Source organism: Marinobacter sp. F3R08, from assembly GCF_018860425.1.
Lineage (GTDB): Bacteria > Pseudomonadota > Gammaproteobacteria > Pseudomonadales > Oleiphilaceae > Marinobacter.
This window is the reverse complement of the sequence record NZ_JAHKPI010000020.1, coordinates 82,536-103,492: the sequence shown is the minus strand read 5'-3', so window position 1 is coordinate 103,492 and position 20,957 is coordinate 82,536. Positions and strand designations below refer to the sequence as shown.

Sequence of the window (20,957 nt, the reverse complement as noted above, 5' to 3'; positions counted from 1 at the left end):
AGTCCTGCGGTGTCCGGTGAGTTGTCCGGGCCGCTAACAGACTTTATCCGGTACCTGGCTTCTGAAAAACGTCACTCCCCCAGAACCTGCGAGAGTTATCAGCGAGACTTGCTTCGTCTTGCAGGCTGGCTGGCCCGAGCTGAGTTTTCCTCGTGGCAGCAGGTCACCAACCATGATCTGCGACGCTATGTGGCCACGCTCAGTGGTGAGGGCTTGTCTGGCCGGAGTATTGCACGGCACCTTTCCGCGATACGGCGCCTGTACCAATTTCTGCTCAGGGAAAAGCGGGCGTCGGATAATCCCGCACTGGATATACGTGCGCCCAAAAGCGCCCGTCGCTTGCCACGGGTGGCGGACGTGGATCAATTAAATTACCTCCTTGATGGCCAGCCGGATGATCCTCTGGAAGTTCGGGATCTGTGCATGCTTGAATTGATGTACTCCTCTGGATTGCGGCTGGCGGAACTCGCGAATCTGAATCTCGATACCGTCGATCTGCGCAGTGGTGAAGTCCGGGTGCTCGGCAAGGGTAACAAGGAACGGTTACTGCCTGTTGGCCGGAAAGCGGTAGCGGCCGTTCAAGCGTGGCTGCCAATCAGAGCTGCACTGGCTAACGACGGAGAATCTGCCTTGTTTGTCAGCCAGAGGGGCGATCGACTCAGTCACCGCAGTATTCAGGCTCGACTCAGTCGCTGGGGGGTGAGTCGCGGAGCCGACCAGAAACTTCATCCACATCTGCTTCGACACTCGTTTGCCAGCCATATGCTTGAGTCCAGTGGCGACCTGCGTGCGGTTCAGGAATTGCTGGGGCACGCCGACATTGCGACAACCCAGGTCTATACTCACCTTGATTTTCAACATTTGGCACGGGTTTATGATCAGAGTCACCCCAGAGCCCGCCGTGATAAGTATCATGGGAAACCCATTGATGAGAGTTCCTGAGCCCCCCAAAGGGCGGGGTGGGCTTTTGCAATCATTAACTGTACAGCAAGGATAGAGGCGGGAGCGCTCCATGGCATCGGATCAGTCCTGGAAGGAAAAATACCTTCAGGAACTAGAGTCTGCAGATAATCGGGAAAAGCAGTGGCAGGCGGAACGAAATACTCTTGAGCGCATGTTGGTGCGCACCTGCTTGGCATCCGAAGGACAGGCGCCGGAACTGGATCGTTTGCTGGTCCGGATACGACAGGACCTACGCAAGAATCGGGTGGATGTGGATACCTGGAAAGAACTTCAGGACCAGATCGACCGGCAGGTTGCGCTGCTTGATGAGCAACCTCCTGGCAATGACCGGATTCCCCCGGTGTCTTCCGACTCTGTACGGGAACCCGCTCCGCAACCTGCGATGGCCCCGCAGCCGGAAAGCTCTGGCCAGGAAGAGACTGTGCCTGGCCACGACCACGATATTCAGGACCATGTCCAGAGGTTGCGTATTGCCCGTCGGGTGGGGCAGTTGCTGGGGCACCTGCTCACCCAGGTTTCGCTGGAGCCGGAAGCCGAGACCAGGGCCAGGGCGCTGCAGCAGTCCCTTCTGACCAGCAACGACTGGAACGAGTTACGAGATGGGTTGAACCATGTTGCTGAGCTGATCATTGCTGCGGTTACCCGCAGCAAACGCGAGTTTGAGGCCTTTCTGAAGCGTCTGGATGAGCGACTGGTGGTTCTGCAGGAGCATTTTTCGCTCCAGTCCTCGGCTCAGTCCGGCCGGCTGCACGCATCCGAAGCTCTTGATCGCGAAATTCGTGATGAAATTGAGCGGGTAGGGCAGCAATTGCAGGAGAGTGGCAATCTGAAGGACCTCAAGAAGTCCGTCAGCCTCCACCTTGAGTCCATTGGTCAGGCGGTGGGCCGTTTCCGGATTCAGGAGTCGGAACGTGAGCGCGCTCTGGCGGATCAGCTCGAGGCGATGCAAAAGAAAGTCGCGGCAATGGAGGCTCATTCCGAGCAGATGCAGGAGCAGGTTCGCACGGAAAGGTTGCGCGCCATGACTGATCTGCTGACCAAATTACCCAATCGGGAAGCCTGGCAGGAACGGCTTTCCTTTGAGTACAACCGGTGGCAACGCTATAGCTATCCACTCACAGTGGGTGTGCTGGATATAGATCTGTTTAAACGGATCAACGATGGATACGGCCACAAGGCCGGCGACCGTGTGCTGCAGCTGGTAGCAAGGGAGTTGAGAGATCGCCTGCGGGCCACAGACTTTGTGGCCAGATTTGGCGGTGAGGAATTCGTGGTGCTGTTTCCGGAGACCAAGCCGGCGGACGCCCGGATGGTGGTCGATAAATTGCGCGAGCATGTCGGCAAGCTGCCGTTTCATTTCCGCGGAGAGCCGGTGACGGTGTCTTTCTCCGCTGGCCTGGCAGGCTTTGCTGACGGTGACACCGAAGAGTCGGTCTTTGACCGTGCTGACCGCGCCCTGTACCAGGCCAAGGACGCGGGCCGCGATCAGGTCGTTATCGGCGGTCAGTGACGCATCATTGCATCCAGCTCGTCGATGACCTCTGCCCAGTCACTGTCTTCCTCAAGGCCTTCCTCGAGGAAGTGGGATTGGCTTTCGGACCATATAGGCGCATCCTGGATTGCAATTTCGCTCGGCAAGGGTGAGTTCCTGGCAACGAAATCCTCAATGCTGTTGGCATCGGAGGCCAGGCCAAGTTGCTCGAACAGAGTGCTGAGGGTGTGTTTGCTGGTATCCATGTGGATTAGTCTCCGATTGGCTTTTTGCCTGAATGAAATCAATGGCGTTTGCAGGTATTGTTCCCTGAAATGTAGCGGAACCCTTGAGGATATCCAGTGAAGGTTACCCTTGCCTTTCTACTATGCTGCCTGTTGGCGCTGTTTCAATCCCCGGTTCGCGCGGATCCCCCGCAAGTATCGCCAGCACCTGTGCTCGGGCAGCAGGAATTGGCCTGGCTGGATGATCAGGAACGGTTCCGGATCGGCATTCGCGGCGACCAGGTGCCTTTGGTTTTCGATACCGGTAACGGTGTCCTTGCCGGCACCTATATTGACTATCTTGCCCAGTTGTCGGAAAAGCTGGGCATTGCCATGGAGCCGGTTGTTCTCGAAACCGGTCGGGACCATGGCCCGGTTCAGAATGAGTTGTCTGCTGATGCTGTTCTGACGACCCGGATGCCGGGAATGCCGGTAGTGCCAGGTAAGCGCTTTACTGACCCTCTCATGACACTCACCTATGGTCTGTTTGTCAGCGCCGGAGATGCCGCCATTCGAACCCTTGCTGATCTCGAGGGTACGCGCGTTGCCGTGGTTGAGGGCGATCCCAACCAGTACCCAATGCTTGATTCTGTGGAAGAATTCACGCCCGTGCCCGTGACCAACGTCAGCGAGGCAGTGGGTCAGATTCTTTCCGGGCAGGCCGATGCCTTTCTGGCGCCAGTGCCGGTGGTATCGGACTATCTGCAATCAGCAATGGTGAATGGTATCGGGCTGTCGCTTCTCCTCGACAACAGCCCGGTGGATGTGGTGTTGCGGCTGGATACCGACCGGGATCTTCTTTTCCGGGTGCTGAATAAGGCTATCGCGGCAATAAGCCATAACGAACATCGTGCCATTCGCCAGTTATGGCTTCAGGCAGACCAGCCGGCGATGGAGCGCAGCGGACTCGAGTTGTCCGCCTCGGACATTGACTGGCTTGAACACCATCAAGATTTGAAGGTTGCCTTCCGTGCTGACTGGCCTCCGTTTGAATATACTCAGGATGATCGCTCCACCGGGCTTGTTCCGGATCTCCTGACAAGGCTTGAAACCGAACTGAATGTCCGCTTTACACGCACCGTGGCTGAGAGTCGGCTGGCTGCTGAGGAACAACTCAGATCCGGTGAGGTGGATATTTTGCCGGGCTTGTCCCGGACACCCCGGACAGAAGAGGCGTTCCTTTTTACCCGGGCTTATCTGACGGTGCCAATTGCGCTCGCTATCCGGGATGATGGCCGATTTATCGGCGATCTGCGTGAGCTTCGCAGCGAACGTGTGGGTGTCGTTAACCGGCATGCTGCCCATGACTACCTGCTGATCAACCATCCGAATCTGGATCTGTACCCGGTAGATACCGTCGAGGAAGGGCTTCTGGCGCTGTCAAATGGCGATCTGGATGTCATGGTTACACACATCCCCGCAGTCAGTTACACCGTGGCCAGACTGGGACTGTCGAATCTCAGAATTACCAGCATCACGCCCTACCAATACGATCTGCGCCTGGCGGTGCGTAAAGACAGCCCGGAACTGCACCGGGTACTGAACAAAGCTCTGGGCAGTCTTGAGGCCAGCGAGACAGAATCCATCTACAACCGCTGGATTCATCTGGATATCGAGCAGGAAACCGATTACACCGTGGTGCGACGGGTGGTGCTGATCGCCGTTCTGGTGGTACTGATCTTCCTGTACTGGAATCGCAAGCTATCCAGGGAGGTTGATGAGCGCATCCGTTCCGAAAATGCGCTGCGCCGGAGTGAGGATGAATTACGGGCGGCCAAACTGGAGGCGGAACGCCTTGCACGCGAAGCGGAAGCCGCGAGTCTGGCGAAGAGTGAGTTTCTCGCGAATATGTCCCACGAAATACGGACGCCAATGAATGCGGTGATCGGCTACAGTGATCTGCTCAGCAATAGTGTGACCGACCCGCAGCAACGAAACTATCTGGACGCTATTCGGGCTGGCAGCCGTAGCTTGCTGATGTTGATCAACGACATTCTGGATCTTTCCCGAATCGAGGCGGGCAAGATGCGGCTGGACTATTCCGCAGTGTCGGTGCGTCGTCTCCTGGATGATGTTCGGCACATTTTTGACCTGCGGGCCCGCGAGCAGGGCATTACTCTGGAAGTGAGCGTCGATTCACAAATGCCCGGAGCTATGATGCTGGATGAGACTCGTCTCAGGCAGGTTCTGTTTAACCTGGTCGGCAATGCCATCAAATTCACCCATGAAGGTGGTGTGACGGTAAGGGCAACCGCGACGCCTCTCAGAACGCAGCCTGCAACAGAAGAGACGGAATCGTCAGAACGCCAGTGTTATGAGCTGACGGTCACGGTCAAGGATTCCGGTATCGGTATTCCGCAGGATCAGGTTGAGCGGGTTTTTGATGCATTTGAGCAGCAGGAGGGGCAAAACACCCGGAGATACGGGGGGACTGGTCTCGGACTGGCAATCAGCAGGAAACTCGCCCGGATGATGGGTGGCGAACTGGAAGTGGAGAGTGAGCCGGGCACCGGTTCGGTCTTTACGGTTGTGCTGCCACGAGTGAAGGTCACCGGAGAGCAGGCGGAAGATGAGGGGACGCCGAAAGAATCGGATCGACTGCTGGCCCAGACACTCAGTATGCAGGAGCGGGGTTGGCTCAAGGAGCAGCTGGCCGCAGACTTCGGTGACGAATGGCAGGCAGTAAGAGAAAGCGGTGATCCGGAACAAATGAAAGACTTTGCCCGCCGGGTGCTGGCCTGGGGCCAGCGTTTCCGTTCACGGTCCGTCACCCGCTATGGGGAAAAACTACTTGCTGACGTCGAGGCTTTCAATCTGGACGCGGTCAATAGTGCCCTTGAGGCGTTTCCGAAGCTGCTCGGACGCGAAGGGTAAGTGTGTGTCGGATGCCTCAGAGGCAATCGAACTGCGAGCGCCGGTCGAAAGCGACCGAGACCATGTCATAACCGGAATCTGACAGCTGTTGGACCAGGTCGCGGTCTTTCAGCAAGGTCATGCAGACCTTGTGCACACTGGCCTGAAGCTGTGCTGACGCCACCTGATTTGAGGCAAGGCGGAAGTCCACAATCAGGTATTTGCGATCGATGGCGGTGTTTGCAGGAATGTCTTGCCGTTCGACACTCTCGTACCCTATGTACGTTGCCTGGGCTTCCGGGAATACCTGGCTCATCAGTACATCGAGGTTTTCACCATGGGCGAGGGGTGTCGATAGCAGCAGGGCGGCGGCAGCGAGACGAAAAGGTTTCTTGGTAGTCATTGGAGGTCGCTCCCTGGTGACGATCCGATTCAACTGTAACCAAATGTAAACTTTGGTTACAGTTGATTATTGCAGAGTCTGTCGCATTTTGCGCGGTATGTAATATTAATTTTTCAATCTTTTGCAGTGTCGATACAGCGACTGACGGATTAACAGGCTCCCGGTGTGCCACTCGATCAACTATGATGTGAGAGAGACGAACATTAAGAGGAAGACGCATGTTTCAGCTTGTCTTTAAAGGGGATTGCGTTCCCGGAACGGATCAGGAAACGGCGCGCAACAATGCCCGAACGCTGTTCAAGGCCTCTCTTGAACAGGTTGATCGCATGTTCAGTGGCCAGCCGGTTGTTATTCGCAACAAACTGGAGGAGGTTCAGGCTGAAAAATACCGTGCGGTCCTTGAAAAGCACGGCATGGTAGCCTTCGTGCAGCCCATGGCCGACCCCCGGCCTGCTGCCGGTGAGGCGCCTCAACCGCGGCCCGCAGCCCCGAAAGTCCAGCCACAGGAGCAGGCGGTGCCAGTTGCTCCATCCAGGGAGGAGAATCCGGGTGAGGTTCCGGAAACCGAGCCTGGAGATCGTCTTCCGGTGGCGGGCGAGAAGGTGGACGCGATTCTCTCCGGCACAGGTTTGAGTCTGGACCCGGTCGGGGTAACCCTGGCAGAGCCAACTGAAGCAGAACCACCGATGTTCCAGCACCTGGAAGAGTGGAGCCTGGCGCCGCCTGGCGTCGATCTTGGTGTGGAAAGTGATCTCCCGCCCCCGATAGTGCCTGATGTGTCCCATCTGTCACTGGCGGACGAAGATTCCAGCGAGCCGAAATGACCGAATCGTGAATCGGCGAATCTGTTGGGGTCGGATCGCCCCATGGCTGCTAATTGCGACGCTGCAGCTTCTGGTATCACCGGCACCGGCTGAGGAACGCCCCAGGGTCGGCCTGGTGCTTAGTGGTGGCGGCGCCAAGGGTATGGCTCATGTTGGCGTATTGAGAGTGCTGGAGGAAATGCGGATCCCGGTTGATCTGGTGGTTGGAACCAGCGCGGGGTCTGCAGTTGGCGCACTGTACGCCAGCGGCATGCCCGTCAGTGACATCGAACAGCGTTTTATCGGTATGGACTGGTTGTCGAGCTTTCGGGATGATCCTGGCCGGGTCTACAAGCCTGTAAGGCGCAAGCAGGATGACTGGCGGTTTCCGGTAGTTCCCGGCATCGGTGTGCGCGCTGATGGACTGCGTGTCGGTGGTGGCCTGATTGCCGGTCAGAATCTTGGTTTTATCCTGAACGAGCTGACCCGCAACGCCTCTCTGGTTGAAGATTTTGATCGCCTGCCGATCCCATTCCGCGCCGTTGCCACAGATCTGGAAACTGGTGAACAGGTCGCTATCGGTGACGGCAATTTGTCCGAAGCCATCCGGGCGAGCATGAGTATTCCCGGGGTTTACGCCCCGGTGGAGCTCAAGGGGCAGTTATTGGTTGATGGTGGCGTAGCGAATAATCTGCCAATCAGTGTTGCCCGTGAAATGGGCGCCGACGTCATCATCGCCATCGATATCACCGACAGTCTTCTGAAAATCGATGAGCTGCGGGGTGCCTTCTCCGTTGTCGGGCAGCTTACGACCATCATGACCCGAAGAAATACGGATCGCCAGCTGGACCTGCTGGCGACCGGCGATATCCTGATACGCCCGAACCTGGAAGGATACACATCCGCCGATTTCTACGATGCTCCGGTCCTGTTTGAGCTTGGGGCCAGTTCGGCGCGAGAGCATGGGGTCGAGTTGCGACCACTCTCTCTATCCCCTGATGCATGGGCTGTCTGGCGGGGCAACCTGGCAGCACGGGGTGCGAGCGCAAACATCGTTTCACGTATCGAGATAGAAGACAGCCGGAGACTGGCTCGTGACTTCCTCAAGGAACGAATTCGCCAGCAAACCGGCGAGCCGCTGGATACCCGGCAGCTGGAGGCAGATCTAAAGCGCATATATGGTCTTGGGTATTACGAAATTGTGTCCTACTCGACGTCGCCGTCGCCCACGGGAACGGTCCTGAGTATCCGGGTCCAGGAGAAGAGCTGGGGGCCGGATTATCTGTCTTTTGGCCTCAATTATGAGGACAACTTTGACGGTAATACACGCTTTAATCTCGCATCCTCTTTGCGAATGACCGAGCTGAATGAACTGGGTGGGGAGTGGCAGACCGGTGTCCAGCTGGGCACAGAACCCTGGGTTAGAAGTCAATGGTACCAGCCTCTGGACTATGGCTATGAGCGGTTCCTGGAGCTTGGGGGCGAGTACTACCGGAATACAATCAGCCTTTTTGACGCCTCCGGTGACCGCGTCTCGGAGGCAGACGTGACGTTCCGCAAAGCGGATCTGGCATTGGGTATGGAAATCGGAGGCAATGCCGAGATCCGACTGATCTATGCCCGGGGTTACGCCACGGTGGATGAACAGATAGGCCAGCCATTGGCTCCGGAGGAGGCGGTGCATCAGGGAGGAATCGCCGTACAACTGGTTCATGATTCGCTGGACGATACGTTTTTCCCTGGTGAGGGTGCTTTTGCCGGAGTTCGGGGGCGCTTTGAACGCGAGGGCCTGGGATCAGACCGGAAATTTGATTCGGTGACCGGCCTGGTATTGGGCACGGAGAGCTGGAAAGGCCTGACGTTAACAGGGCTGCTTTATGCCCATGCGGTAACGCGCGGTACGCCAGGCGTCGAAAATGCGGTTCGTCTTGGTGGTTTCCGCCGACTGTCGGCTTACGCACCGGGAGAGATTACCGGAGACAACGCGTTAATGGTTTCAGCTTACGCCAGTCAGACCTTTGGTGGGCCGCTGGTGCCCTGGTTCGTTGGTGCCGGGTTCGAGGCGGGTAACGCCTGGGCGTCGCTGGAGGCGGCCAGCTGGGACAGTTCGGTCAAGTCTTCCAGTGTGTTCGCCGGCGTGGATACCTTTCTGGGCCCGGTGCAGCTGGCAGCGGCCTATAATAACGAATCCAACTGGACGGCCTATCTCAATATAGGTTTCTCGTTCACCCAGCTTTTCTATTGAGCGCCTTCAGGCGGTTTTGTTGCCGGTCGTTTCTATGGCGGCAAGTACCTGCTGGCATTGTTGAAGGGCATACCTGCTCAGGATCTCTGCGAGGCGGTCCTCGTCACGATCCTTGATGGCGCTGATAGACTGTTCCATGTGTGACAGGTTGTCTTCGAGAATCCGGTTACCTCCCTGCTGAAAGGCGACAAAGGCACAGCGTTTGGCGGATGGCCAAAGGTCATCAATTGCAGAAACAATGAAGTAGTTATCGGCGTAGACCAGGGACGCCTTGGTGTACTCAATACCCAGTTCCAGGAACGCCATCAGATCGTTTTTTTCGTAGCAGGTCCGCATCCGCTGATTCAGGTCTTCCAGTTGCGCCATGTCTTCCGGTTTCCAGTTGCGCACCAGCTTTCGTCCGGTGTGGGAGAGATAAAGCTCCAGGGTTTCGTACAGGCTGCGGACAAAGAATTCGTCCAGCGGGGTTACGAAGGCCCCCTTGCGGGGTACATTGCGCACCAGATGCCGCTTTTCCAGCAGCAACAGGCCCTCCCGGATGGAGCCATGGCTGACGTCCATGTGCTTTGCCATAGCGCCCTCGTAGATCCGTTCTCCGGACCGAAGCTGGCCAAAGGCAATCAGATCCTCGATGTGGCGCGCAACTTGTTCAGTCAGTGTTTCTCTGGGTTTGAAGACATTCATTGGGATATGTCGCTACTGCGTACTTGCTGAATCGTTCCGGCATGGTCGCACATCGTGTATTCCGGAACCAGAGGGCGGACAGTCTATAGCAGCGGCGCCAGCAGACGCACCGCTCGGCAAGCCAGGCGGAACAGGATTGAGCGCTCCTTATAATCTCTCTCGGTCATCAGACGCGAGCCATCCAGATCCTGTTCCAGCATGGATTCGACACTGCGGATAAAGTGCGGTGCGGTGGTAATGGCCGTGATCTCGAAATTCAGTCGCATGGAGCGGTTGTCCATGTTGGCGGTTCCCACGGCGGAATACCGGTCATCCACCAGAATGACTTTCTGATGCATGAACCCTGGCTGGTAGCGATAGATGCCGATTCCGGTCTTGCAGGCCTGGACCAGGTAGGAATAGGCGGCCAGACCAATCAGGCGGCTGTCCGATTTCTCAGGTATCAGGATTCTCACATCCACGCCCCGAAGCGCCGCAAGCTGCAGCGCATTCATGATCTGGAAGTCCGGCACGAAGTAGGGCGAGGCGATCCAGAGGCGTGTTCGCGCGTTGTTGATACAATTCAGGAAAAACAGTGTGCAGGTTTCCCAGGTATCGGCTGGTCCTGTCGGCAGCACCAGTACCTCATCGGTTCCTGGCTGGTTGTCGGCCGGTTCCCAGTCAAGGGCGGGCATATCATTGCTGGCCCAGGTCCAGTCTTCCAGCCACGCTAGCTGCAGGCCGGTCACTGCCGGACCTTCAATCCGGCAATGGGTGTCTCGCCAGGGCTCCTGATCCATGGCGGTGCCCAGATATTCGTCCCCCAGATTAATCCCGCCCACAAAGCCGACTCTGCCATCGCAAACCAGCAGTTTACGGTGGTTCCGGAAATTGATCTGGAATCGCCGTCGGCGGATGTTACCGTTTCCGAATGAGGCAACCCGGGCGCCAGCTGCGGCAAGTTGGTTCAGATAGTTGCGTGGCAGCCAGACGCTGCCGATGTCGTCGTACAGAAACCAGACTTTCACACCCTGGGCCAGCTTGCGTTCAAGAATGGACTTGATCCGACGACCAACCCGGTCTGAACGCACGATATAGAATTCCAGAAGAATATAATGTTCGGCGTCTTCCATGGCTTCAAACAGAGCCTCGAATGTTGCCTCTCCATCCCTGAGCAGAGTGCATCGGTTGCCGTCAGTAAATGGCTGCCGCCCGAGTCGGCAAAGCACCTGCAGTTCGTCTGTGAAGCGGTCACTGCCTGGAATCGGAATGGAGGTGGTCTGCTGTTCGAACCGATTCAGGAGACTGGTCAGCGATTCATCGCCGAGGCGGCGGGCCCTCAGGTAACCTCCAAAACGATAACGCCCGAAAAGGATGAACATGGGGACCGAAAGATAGGGTAGTCCGATCAGTGCAATGATCCAGGCGATGGCCCCCTGGGTGGTACGGTAGGTCAGCAGAATACGGTAGACGCAGGCAAAGGCGGCCAGGTAAATGGCGCCCACCGCAATCGCGACCAGCGACACGTCGTTCATTATCGGTCTCCGTCGGGAGCGCCTGGCCCCGGGCTTGCGACTCTCTGGGTTGCAAGATGCCGCGCCCGGTATTCAGCAGGAGAAGTTCCGGTCCAGCGTTTGAACGCCCGGCTGAATGCACTTAGTTCAGAGAATCCCAGCAGGAAGGCAATTTCGCCCAAAGCGTAATGATCCCCCGCTACATATCTTAGTGCCTTATCCTGCCGGACCTGCTCCACCAACCCATGAAAGCTCAGATCTTCCTTCTTGAGCTTTCGGTACAGCGTCTGGCGGCTCATGTGACATTGGCGGGCCAGACTGTCGGCATCAATTTTCTCGGTTGCCATCTGTTTTGAAATCAGCCGGCGAATCTTGCGGCCGAAGGAACGGCGCGTCTGCAGTCTTGCCAGCAGTGCGTTGACCTGTTTCAGGACCGCTGAGTAGACATAGGGGTTGCGGCGGGGAATCGGATGGCCAAGATGACGGCTGTTGAACGCGAGGCGGGTAATGTCGCAATCAAACCGGACTGGACCACCAAGGAGCTTCTCATACTCGTCCGCGTACGCAGGTGCGGCGTGGGCAATCTCAACCCACTCCGCCCTGATGCCAGGGTGTATAAAGTGCCGGGTGCGGGTAATGGCTGCTGCGAGGGTTCGGTCCATATCCTGCCGGCAGTAGTGTTCTCTCGCATCCGCTTGCCAGCAAAGGATCGCCTGGTCTGCAGTCTGTTCGAAGCTTAGAAACACGGATTCATTGATCAGCCGGTGCAGGCGCACATATTGGGTAACGGCCTCACCCAATGTGTCGCAATTGAAAAACACGTGTCCAACCAGCCCCATCCGCTCCGGATCGACGACCTGTCCTGCATGCAGTCCGACTCCCGGATCGCCTGTTGCCAACTCGGCATGCTCCCAGAGCCGGTAGTGGAGATCTGCGGTTACACGCCTGTCCGGGTCGGTGAGTTCCACCATCGTCAATCCGGTCAGTTGCTCAACGCGCGCTTCATTGAGCACGCCCTGGCGTTCAAGGTAATGAGCCAGGGCCAGCGTGCTGGAGGCAGCGACCTGCGGAGCACTGGTGGGTTCTGATTGTGCAGATGTCACGTTGTTCGGCCCGATAGTTAACGACCTGTCACGATGGATGGTACAAAATGTCAAGTGTTTGCAACCGCCTGTCAACGGTTACCCGAGGCATTAACGATAGCATCAGAATATCAGGTTGATGCAATGGAAAGGCAAACAGGAGGAGTCTTATGGAACACGAAATCTTCATCCCCCATACCGAGCTTGAGCGCAAAAACGTGATTGAGCTGGCGGAATATCTGAACAGCATCTTCTATTGCTGATTCTTCGGACGAAACGTCTATGACCTCTTTGCCGGGCTCTGCCCGGCTTTTTTTCGTCTTTGGAAAATGACCGCCAAAACCGCTACTTGCTCGCAACTCTGGCAGTGGTAATGTATCCGCTTTGAGAATGCAGACCAATCCGGAGACTGATCACCCATGACTGTTGCCCTGAATCACCGTATTACCGGCGAAGGCTCGCCGCTTATTCTGTTACACGGGTTGTTCGGATCCCTCGACAATCTGGGAGGCATAGCCCGGCGTCTTGAAGATCAGTGGCAGATTCACGCGCTGGATGAGCGCAACCATGGCAGCTCGCCCCATACGGATACGATGGACTATCCGGCCATGGCGCGCGATGTGGTTGCCTATATGGACGAACAGGGTCTGGACAAGGTCAGTTTGCTGGGGCACTCCATGGGCGGCAAGGTGGCTATGCAGGTGGCCCTGCAGTCGCCTGAACGCGTGGATAAAGTGATTGTGGCCGACATTGCACCGGTTTCCTACAAGCCCCGTCACGATGCCATTCTGGAGGGGCTGAGCACCATCGATCTGACCGCTGTGAGCTCCCGCCAGGACGCTGACAGGCTGCTGGCCGGATTTGTTGAGGAGCCGGGTGTACGGCAGTTCCTGTTGAAGAATCTTGAGCGCATACCCCGGGAACAGCAGGAAGAAGGTGGTCCGGTGTTTCGCTGGAGGCTCAACCTGCCTGTTATCGAGGCCTGCTACGAAAATCTTGCCAAGGCGCCTGAGGGCGATGGCCCGTTTACTGGACCGGTCCTGTTTCTCAAGGGAGCGGATTCGGCCTACATCCAGGAGAAGCACCGGGAGGCTATTGAGGGACTGTTTCCCGAGGCGCAACTGCGCATAATTGAGGGTACTGGTCACTGGTTGCATGCCGAGAAAGCAGACTCTTTTACGGCTTTGTGCCGCCGTTTCCTGAATGCCGACGAGTGACCGGTCCGGGCCACTGTATTTTCCCGCTCGCGGGCCCGTCTGCTAAGGTAATCCGATCGAGGCATCGGTAATGGGTTCGACGACAGGCGGGGAGAGAGTATGAAATGGATGGTAGGGTTGCTGGTTGTGTTCCTGCTACTTGGCAGTTTCCTGCTGACGCCCTCGCCTGTCGACAGTAAAGCCTGGAATCCACCATCGCCACCACCGATGACAGGGCTGATGGCACCGAACGAGCGTCTTCGGCTTGCAGATCTGTTGGCCAGGGGCCAGGTTTATGGCCCCGAGGATACTGCGATCAGTGAGGATGGGGTGCTTTACACCGGAACCCAGGACGGATATATCGTGCGGGTGTTTCCGGATGGCCGGGTTGAGACCTGGCTATCCACCGACGGACGACCGCTGGGTCTGGTGTTTGACCGCAACGGCAATCTGATTGTTGCGGATGCCTGGAAAGGTCTCCTGTCCATAAGCCCCGATGGAAACGTGACAGTACTGACCCGGGAAGCAGAGGGCACCCTGTTCCGCTTCACCGACGATGTCGATATTGCCGATGATGGTCGGATCTACTTTACCGACGCCAGTTCCCGGTTCCGGCAACCGGAATACCTGCTGGATCTGCTGGAAATGCGGCCTTATGGACGGTTATTGCGTTACTCCCCTGAGACCGGAAAAACCGAGGTTCTGCTTGGTAACCTGCATTTTGCCAATGGTGTGGCGGTGTCCCCGGAGGGCGATTACGTACTGGTTAATGAAACCTGGAAATACCGTATCCTCAGGTACTGGATTCATGGCCCGCGAGCCGGAGAGGCCGAGGTGTTTGCCGATAACCTGCCAGGTTTTCCTGACAACCTGGCGGTGGATGATGACGGACGCTTCTGGGTCGCTTTTCCTACCTTGCGTAATCCCAAGGTCGATGCCATGCACCCGAAACCCTGGCTGAAGGATCTGGTAGCGAAACTGCCGGACAGCTTCAAGCCTGCGCCTCAGGACTATGGTCTGGTGGTCGCGTTTGACCGGAATGGCGAGGTTATTACCAGTCTCCATGACACCCGGGGGAGCCATTTGCAGGAAATTACCTCGGTTAATCCCCACGCCGGCCACCTCTACTTTGGTTCACTGCATAACGACCGTATTGGACGACTCCCGTTTCAGGCGATTCCTGGCCTTGGAGAAGGTAACTGATGGAGCACAATGACATTGTCTGGGATCTGCCGGATCCCTTTGTAATTGATATCACGGTGCGGGCGGAGGATACCGACCGGCTCGGGCATGCCAACAACGTTGTGTACGTGCGGTGGCTGGAAGACGTCAGCTGGGCCCACATTGAAAGGCTGGGCATGACCTGGGCGCTGCATGAAAAAACCGGAAAGGCGATGGCTATTACCCGCACCGAGATTGATTATCTGGCATCCGCGAATACCGGGGATGCGTTGTTGCTGGGGACCTGGCTGACCGGGTATGACGGCCGGTTCCGATCGGCCCGGCAATTCCAGCTGGTGCGACCGGTTGACGGAAAAACTCTGGCGAGGGCAGTATCAACTCATGCCTGTGTCGATTTGAAAAGCCAGCGGCCTGCCCGTGCGCCCAGGGAATTTGCCGAGATTCTGGGCGCTGCCGTTGTCGCGGGTGGTCAGCCGCTGTAGGCTGCCAGCGCTCTTTTGTGCTTTACTTCTGCTAGTCCAACCCCGTTTGAACAGGTGTCCGGAGATCTTCATGGAAATGACTGCCGATCAGAATGCTGAATCCAAGATGCGCCATGTGATCTACGATCGCTTTGGAGATCGCGATGTCCTGCAGGTGGTGCGCTCTGACATCCCGGCCCCGGCCGATGCTCAGGTGCTGGTCCGGGTGCATGGGGCAGGGCTTAATCCCATTGACTGGAAAACCCGCAAGGGGCTCGGATTTGCCGCCCGGCAGATCGAACATTCGCTGCCCTGGACGCCGGGTTACGATGTTGCTGGCGAGGTGGTTGCGGTTGGTGAGAATGTCACCACCCTGGTTCCCGGTGACCGGGTCATGGGGATGATCGGATTTCCCGCCCGTGGCGGTGGCTATGCGGAATACGCGCTGGCTGCGGCTGATGAACTGGCCATCGTACCGGAAGAGTTGGATCTGGTGACGGCGGGTGCTTTGCCGCTGGCGGCATTAACTGCCTGGCAGGCGTTATTTGAAATGGCGAAGCTGGAATCCGGACAAAAGATCCTGATTCACGCTGGCGCTGGCGGTGTCGGACATTTCGCGGTCCAGTTTGCGTTGGAGCGTGGCGCTCATGTCATTGCCACGGCTTCGGCCGGTAACCGGGATTTTCTGGCCGAACTCGGGGTTCATGAAGTGATTGACTATCGCACCACGGATATTGCTGAAGAGTGCTATGGTCTGGACGTGGTGCTGGATCTGGTTGGTGGCGATACCGGCAAACGCTCACTGCATACCCTGGGCGAGCAGGGTGTCCTGGTAACCATACCCACGGTCACCGCCGACGATATCATCAGCGTTGCGGAGGAAATGGGGTTACGCGCCCATGGCATGACCGTGCGCCCGGACGTGTTTCACCTGGATGAAATTGCCGAGCTGATTGAAGACGGCGATGTAAAAGTGCATATCGAGAAGGCGTTCCCGATGGAGGATGTCGCGCAGGCCCACGAACTCATCGAGGGTGGGCACGTACGCGGCAAACTGGTCTTAGACTGTCGCTGAGGGAGCGCTGTCACCGGATGGATCGTTATCCGTCGGGGCTACCTTTTCGTCGGACAGTTCTTCCTCGCTGTCCTTCTCTTTTCGTTCCTTTCTCGCCTGGGGTGGCACCAGGCTGATCAGGCTCCAGTTGTCTTCCGGCTTCAGGTTTTCCATGCTGAGAACCGGTGCGACGTGGTCTTTGCTGTTGAAGGTGAACAGCACCAGAGCCTGATTCTGGTATTGGTTCAGAAACTCCTCATAACCGAATTCCTCACTCAGCTGAGTGGTTTTCATGGTATAGCCCTGACTGACCAGGCTGGCCAGTTTGGCGTAACTCACACCGTCGAACAGGCCCCTGGTCATCTGGATTTTCTCGGCGGTCTGATGTCGGGCCTTTTGATCCTGATCGCCCTCGGCGAGGCTGAACACGCAATTGTTTCCGAACCAGTCCAGGAAATGATACGTGGCCAGGGAGTTCATGTGCTTGTAGGGGGAGATGACCAACAACTTACCAATACCGGTCAGGTCCAGATGGGTGGACGCGTGCTCGGACACCGGATTGCCGAAGTACACCTGCAGGTTTTCCATGCGTGCCTGACGGACGTTTTCCCAGTTGGTGTCGGCCAGGGTCACCGGCACCTCGTATTTCTTCAGGGCTTTGCCGATCATCCGAGCTACCGGGTTAGCTCCCAGGATCAGGAAGCCGTACTCCGCCGGTTCGGCAACATTCAGCAGGCGCGCAACCGGGCGCGCAGTGATGCTCTGCAGTGTGACGGTGGCAATAATGAGCATGAATATCAGTGGCACCAGAGCGCCGGCACTTTCATACCCGAGCTTCTGGAGCTGGAAGGCAAACAGTGCTGATACGGCTGCGGCGACAATCCCTCTGGGGGCGATCCAGCTCAGGAAGAGCTTTTCGCGCCAGTTCAGGTTGGTGCCGATGGCCGACAGGAAAATACTCAGCGGACGGGCCACCAGCATCAGCAGGGCCAGCACTGCCGCCAGGCCCCAGCCAAGCTCGGCAATGGCAGAAAATTCCACTCTGGCAGCCAGGATAATAAACAGGGCAGAAATCAGCAGAACGCTCAGTGATTCCTTGAATTCCAGAATGCTGTCGATGGGCACCTGCTTCATGTTGGCCATCCAGATGCCCATGACGGTCACGGTCAGCAATCCGGATTCATGGGCCATCTCGTTGGAAATGGCGTAGACGCCGAGCATGAAGGTGAGGGTGCCGGCGTTATGCAGATACTGGGGAATCCAGTGTTTGCGCAGCACGATGCCATTGAGGTAGCCCGCGACGGCGCCGATCAGGAAGCCCACCGCAAGGGTTTTGCCGAAAATATACATTGAATGGCCAAAGACATTGCCCTGGCCCCAGGAAACAATCCCCTCGAATACCAGGACGGCCAGCAGCGCCCCTACCGGATCAATGATGATGCCTTCCCAGCGCAGGATGTTGGCCAGTTTCGAGTCCGGGCGCACGGAGCGCAGCAGTGGTGCGATTACCGTCGGGCCGGTAACAATGGAAATCGCACCGAACAGCAAGGCGACGGCCCAGGAAACGTCCAGTAGCCAGCGTGCGGCCAGGGTACCGATGACGCAGGTGACAATGGAGCCTACAGGAATCAGGTTCCGAACCATCTTGCCGTGACCGCGAATTTCCTCGTAGCGCAGGGTAAGGCTACCCTCAAAGAGGATAATGGCGACAGCCAGGGAGATGACCGGGAACAGCAGGTCACCGAACACCGCTTCCGGGGCCAAAAAGCCCAGAACCGGCCCGGCAGCGATGCCGCCTGCCAGCAGAAACAGGATCGCCGGCATGCGAACCCGCCAGGCAAGCCACTGGCAGAACAGGGAGAGAACGCCAATGCTGGCAAGGAGCAGGACAGTGCTGACAGGCATAATGGTCTCAGTTCCGTTGATCTATTGGTTGGCGCGCCGGGCAATCCGGTTAAGAAGCCTGGAGGCCGCAAAAAAACCGAAGCTGGCGGTCACCGGGCTGGCGGCGCCAAAGCCGGAGGCGCAGTCCAGTCTAACCGGGCCGTTGGTGGCCGGTTTTTGCAGGCAGACTTCGCCGTCTCCGGCAGGATACGTCAGCTGCTCCAGTGAGTATACGGCCTCAATGCCAAAGCGACGCTTTGGGTTTCGGGAAAAACCGTATTCCCGGCGCAAAAGGTTGCGTACCTTGGCCAACAGCGGATCCTGGGTGGTTTTACTGAGGTCGGCGACCTGTATCTGGGTCGGGTCGATCTGGCCACCGGCGCCGCCGGCACACACCAGCGGTATTTTCCTGCGCTGGCAATGAGCGATCAGTGCGGCTTTGGCCTTGACGCTGTCGATGGCGTCGATCACGCCGGTCATGTCTTCTGTGATCAGCTCACCGACATTCTTTGTCGTCAGGAAGCCAAAGTGCACCCGGATATCGGCCTCCGGATTAATGGCCCGCAGCCGATCGGCCATGACATCGGTTTTGGTGCGCCCATACTGCCCCTCCAGGGCATGGAGCTGGCGGTTGGTGTTCGACACACAGACGTCGTCCATGTCGATCAGGGTAATGGTGCCGATGCCGCTGCGAGCCAGTGACTCAGCGGCCCAGGATCCGACACCGCCAAGACCGACGATGGCTACGTGGGCATGGCGAAAGGCATTCAGGGCCCGTCGACCATAAAGTCGTTCAATACCACCGAAGCGGAATGCGTAATCGTCGGCGTTCATGATATCCCCGTGCTGGTCCGCCGAGTGGTCGGACTGAATCAAAGTGCGCAATTGTAACCCAGTGATCGCACCGACAAAAAAAAGCCGTAAAAAAGCCACGCGGAGCGTGGCTATAAAAAGTATCCGGTCGGGGACAGGGAGTCGGCCAGGTCGGAGACACGCTGGCCGGTGTCCGGATCAGGAAGCCCAGTGTTGGTCTGAAAACGCCATCAGGCTGTCCTTGCCGCTCTGGATATCGCCCAGTAACCAGTCAACTTCCGGCAGCAGTTTTTCAAAGTAGAAGCGGGCGGAGACCATTTTGCTTTCCAGAAGTGGCTTGTTGCCTTCGCCGGAGGCGAGTTGCCGGCTGGCAACACTGGCCATCCGGGACCAGAGGTAGCCGATAACCGTCAGTGCCATCAGACGCAGGTAAGGGGTTGCGGCAGCACCCGCCTGCTCCGGGTCGTTCGGTGCGTTGCTGGCAAGCCACACGGTGGCACTCTCCAGTGCCTTCATGGCATTTTTCAATTCCTCCCGGTGCGGCGCTTCCGGGTTTTCCCTGAGATACCCGGTCAGTGTGCCGAACAGGGTGCGTACCAGCTGGCCACCTTTCAGTCCGAGTTTAAGCCCCACAAGATCCATGGCCTGGATACCGTTGGTACCCTCGTAGATCCGGGCAATACGACCGTCCCTGACCAGCTGTTCCAGCGGCCAGTCGGTGGTGAAGCCTGAGCCACCAAGTACCTGAAGGCCGGTATTGGCGTTGTTGAAGCCTTCGTCCGTGAGGAAAGACTTCACGACGGGGGTCAGCAACTGAACCAGATCATCGGCGGACTCCCGCACACTTTCGTCAGGGTGGGCGACCGAGAGATCAAGCTGGAGACCGGTAAACAGTGCCAGCGCACGCATGCCCTCGTTCAGCACCTTCTGGCGCATCAGCATACGCCGTACGTCCGGGTGCACGATGATCGGATCAGCCGGATCATCGGGGTTTTTGGGGCCGCTTAATGAACGGCTCTGCAAGCGCTCACGGGCAAAGCCCAGGCTCTCCTGATAGGCCATTTCCGCAAGCCCAAGACCTTGCATGCCGACCATCAGGCGGGCCTCGTTCATCATGGTGAACATCGCGCGCATGCCATCATTAGGCTCGCCGACGAGCCAGCCCCTGGCGCCCTCGAAGTTCATGACGCAGGTGGCGGAACCCTTGATGCCCATCTTGTGTTCGAGACCGCCGCAGAACGCGGGGTTGCGCTCACTGGAATCCGGCAGAAATTTCGGAACCACGAACAGAGAGATGCCCTTGGTGGTATCCGGAGCGTCGGGTAGCTTGGCCAGAACCAGATGAGCAATGTTATCCACCAGGTCGTGTTCGCCGCCGGTGATCCAGATCTTGGTGCCTTCGACGGCATAGCTGCCATCGTCGTTCGGGGTTGCCCGGGTACGGATCAGCCCCAGGTCCGTGCCGCACTGGGGTTCAGTCAGGCACATGGTGCCCGTCCACTCGCCGGAGATCAGTTTCTCCAGATAGATCTTTTTCAGCTCGGCGGAACCGTGGGCATGCAGTGCGCTGATGGCACCGTGGGTAAGGCCCGGATACATGCCGAGGGAGAGGTTGGTGGAGCAAACCATTTCATCGACCACAAACTTGAGCGTGTGGGGCAGGCCCTGACCACCATACTCCAGTGGTGCATCCAGTGCGGTCCAGCCACCCTCGACAAATTTTCTGTAGGCGTCCTTGAAACAGGCAGGTGTTGTCACCGAACGGGTTTCAGGATCGTAGATGCAACCTTCCCGGTCGCCCGCCTGATTGGTGGGCTGGATGACTTCAGCCGCCAGTTTGCCAGCTTCCTCGATGACTGCGGAAATCAGGTCCGGGGTGGCGTCGGCGTATGTTTCCAGCTCATGGAGCCGGTCTGCGCCCAATACATCAAACAACAGAAAGCGAAGGTCATTCGCCGGAGCCTGGTATTGCATGGTTACTCTCCTCAGTATGCTGTTTTTAATGTGAGCTTTGCCGGGGGCGGCAGCGCTCTGGAAAGGCTTTGAGTACCAGATTCATACGCCCGTTTTAATAGGCCGGTTCACC

Annotated in this window: 17 protein-coding genes; 9 read left to right on the top strand and 8 right to left on the bottom strand. The window is 57.5% G+C overall.

Translation table 11 applies throughout. From position 1 onward, the window contains the following. Positions 1 to 9 precede the first annotated feature (9 nt). Positions 10 to 942 carry a tyrosine recombinase XerC gene (xerC, locus tag KO499_RS12830; RefSeq protein ID WP_215984506.1) on the top strand — a complete coding sequence of 311 codons (933 nt, stop codon included), beginning with the start codon at positions 10 to 12 and terminating at the stop codon, positions 940 to 942. 70 nt (positions 943 to 1,012) lie between these two features. Next, the gene (locus tag KO499_RS12825) at positions 1,013 to 2,473 is read left to right on the top strand and encodes a GGDEF domain-containing protein (protein WP_215984151.1); all 1,461 of its coding nucleotides are present in this window, start codon (positions 1,013 to 1,015) and stop codon (positions 2,471 to 2,473) included. Here KO499_RS12825 and KO499_RS12820 read toward each other — a convergent pair. Next, positions 2,467 to 2,700 (bottom strand): DUF2789 domain-containing protein, encoded by a 234-nt coding sequence (locus KO499_RS12820; protein WP_215984150.1) that lies wholly within the window; start codon positions 2,698 to 2,700, stop codon positions 2,467 to 2,469. The genes KO499_RS12825 and KO499_RS12820 overlap by 7 nt on opposite strands. A gap of 96 nt (positions 2,701 to 2,796) precedes the next feature. Between KO499_RS12820 and KO499_RS12815 the strand changes: the two genes are divergently transcribed. Further along, the gene (locus KO499_RS12815) at positions 2,797 to 5,592 is read left to right on the top strand and encodes an ATP-binding protein (protein WP_215984149.1); all 2,796 of its coding nucleotides are present in this window, start codon (positions 2,797 to 2,799) and stop codon (positions 5,590 to 5,592) included. 16 nt (positions 5,593 to 5,608) lie between these two features. Here the strand turns inward: KO499_RS12815 and KO499_RS12810 are convergent, their stop codons facing one another. Next, positions 5,609 to 5,974 (bottom strand): hypothetical protein, encoded by a 366-nt coding sequence (locus KO499_RS12810; protein WP_215984148.1) that lies wholly within the window; start codon positions 5,972 to 5,974, stop codon positions 5,609 to 5,611. Positions 5,975 to 6,192: 218 nt separating this feature from the next. On the opposite strand from KO499_RS12810, the gene KO499_RS12805 reads away from it, so the two are divergent. Together KO499_RS12805 and KO499_RS12800 are read left to right on the top strand one after the other, a co-directional pair. Then, complete coding sequence (locus KO499_RS12805) at positions 6,193 to 6,798, top strand: hypothetical protein (RefSeq protein WP_215984147.1); 606 nt, start codon at positions 6,193 to 6,195, stop codon at positions 6,796 to 6,798. A gap of 142 nt (positions 6,799 to 6,940) precedes the next feature. Next, positions 6,941 to 9,022, top strand: a complete 2,082-nt coding sequence (locus KO499_RS12800) for a patatin-like phospholipase family protein (protein WP_416240391.1) — start codon at positions 6,941 to 6,943, stop codon at positions 9,020 to 9,022. Positions 9,023 to 9,028: 6 nt separating this feature from the next. Here KO499_RS12800 and KO499_RS12795 read toward each other — a convergent pair whose 3' ends face one another. The 3 genes from KO499_RS12795 to KO499_RS12785 form a co-directional block, all read right to left on the bottom strand. Further along, the gene (locus KO499_RS12795; RefSeq protein ID WP_215984145.1) at positions 9,029 to 9,706 is read right to left on the bottom strand and encodes a GntR family transcriptional regulator; all 678 of its coding nucleotides are present in this window, start codon (positions 9,704 to 9,706) and stop codon (positions 9,029 to 9,031) included. 83 nt (positions 9,707 to 9,789) lie between these two features. Beyond that, positions 9,790 to 11,220 carry a cardiolipin synthase gene (gene cls, locus KO499_RS12790; RefSeq protein WP_215984144.1) on the bottom strand — a complete coding sequence of 477 codons (1,431 nt, stop codon included), beginning with the start codon at positions 11,218 to 11,220 and terminating at the stop codon, positions 9,790 to 9,792. After that, positions 11,220 to 12,302, bottom strand: coding sequence for an AraC family transcriptional regulator (locus KO499_RS12785; RefSeq protein WP_215984143.1), 1,083 nt, complete (start codon positions 12,300 to 12,302; stop codon positions 11,220 to 11,222). The genes cls and KO499_RS12785 overlap by 1 nt, the downstream gene beginning before the upstream one ends. 398 nt (positions 12,303 to 12,700) lie before the next feature. Here KO499_RS12785 and KO499_RS12780 point away from each other — a divergent pair, with 398 nt between their 5' ends. The 4 genes from KO499_RS12780 to KO499_RS12765 all read left to right on the top strand — a co-directional run bounded on the left by KO499_RS12780 (position 12,701) and on the right by KO499_RS12765 (position 16,195). Beyond that, the gene (locus KO499_RS12780; protein WP_215984142.1) at positions 12,701 to 13,498 is read left to right on the top strand and encodes an alpha/beta fold hydrolase; all 798 of its coding nucleotides are present in this window, start codon (positions 12,701 to 12,703) and stop codon (positions 13,496 to 13,498) included. A gap of 99 nt (positions 13,499 to 13,597) precedes the next feature. Then, positions 13,598 to 14,680 (top strand): SMP-30/gluconolactonase/LRE family protein, encoded by a 1,083-nt coding sequence (locus tag KO499_RS12775; protein ID WP_215984141.1) that lies wholly within the window; start codon positions 13,598 to 13,600, stop codon positions 14,678 to 14,680. Next, positions 14,680 to 15,141, top strand: a complete 462-nt coding sequence (locus KO499_RS12770) for an acyl-CoA thioesterase (RefSeq protein WP_215984140.1) — start codon at positions 14,680 to 14,682, stop codon at positions 15,139 to 15,141. Before KO499_RS12775 ends, KO499_RS12770 begins: the two co-directional genes overlap by 1 nt. Before the next feature lie 70 nt (positions 15,142 to 15,211). After that, positions 15,212 to 16,195, top strand: coding sequence for an NADP-dependent oxidoreductase (locus KO499_RS12765; RefSeq protein ID WP_215984139.1), 984 nt, complete (start codon positions 15,212 to 15,214; stop codon positions 16,193 to 16,195). On the opposite strand, the gene KO499_RS12760 is transcribed toward KO499_RS12765, so the two are convergent. From KO499_RS12760 to KO499_RS12750, 3 genes are all read right to left on the bottom strand, one after another. Continuing rightward, on the bottom strand, positions 16,181 to 18,079 hold the full coding sequence (locus KO499_RS12760; protein WP_215984138.1) for a cation:proton antiporter: 1,899 nt from the start codon (positions 18,077 to 18,079) through the stop codon (positions 16,181 to 16,183). The two genes, KO499_RS12765 and KO499_RS12760, sit on opposite strands and share 15 nt — an antisense overlap. Before the next feature lie 21 nt (positions 18,080 to 18,100). After that, positions 18,101 to 18,892: a tRNA cyclic N6-threonylcarbamoyladenosine(37) synthase TcdA gene (gene tcdA, locus KO499_RS12755; RefSeq protein WP_215984137.1), complete on the bottom strand. Its 792-nt coding sequence runs from the start codon at positions 18,890 to 18,892 to the stop codon at positions 18,101 to 18,103. Positions 18,893 to 19,069: 177 nt separating this feature from the next. Then, a complete protein-coding gene (locus KO499_RS12750) occupies positions 19,070 to 20,845 on the bottom strand; it encodes an acyl-CoA dehydrogenase C-terminal domain-containing protein (RefSeq protein WP_215984136.1) in 1,776 nt (591 codons plus the stop codon). Between the last annotated feature and the right edge of the window lie 112 nt (positions 20,846 to 20,957).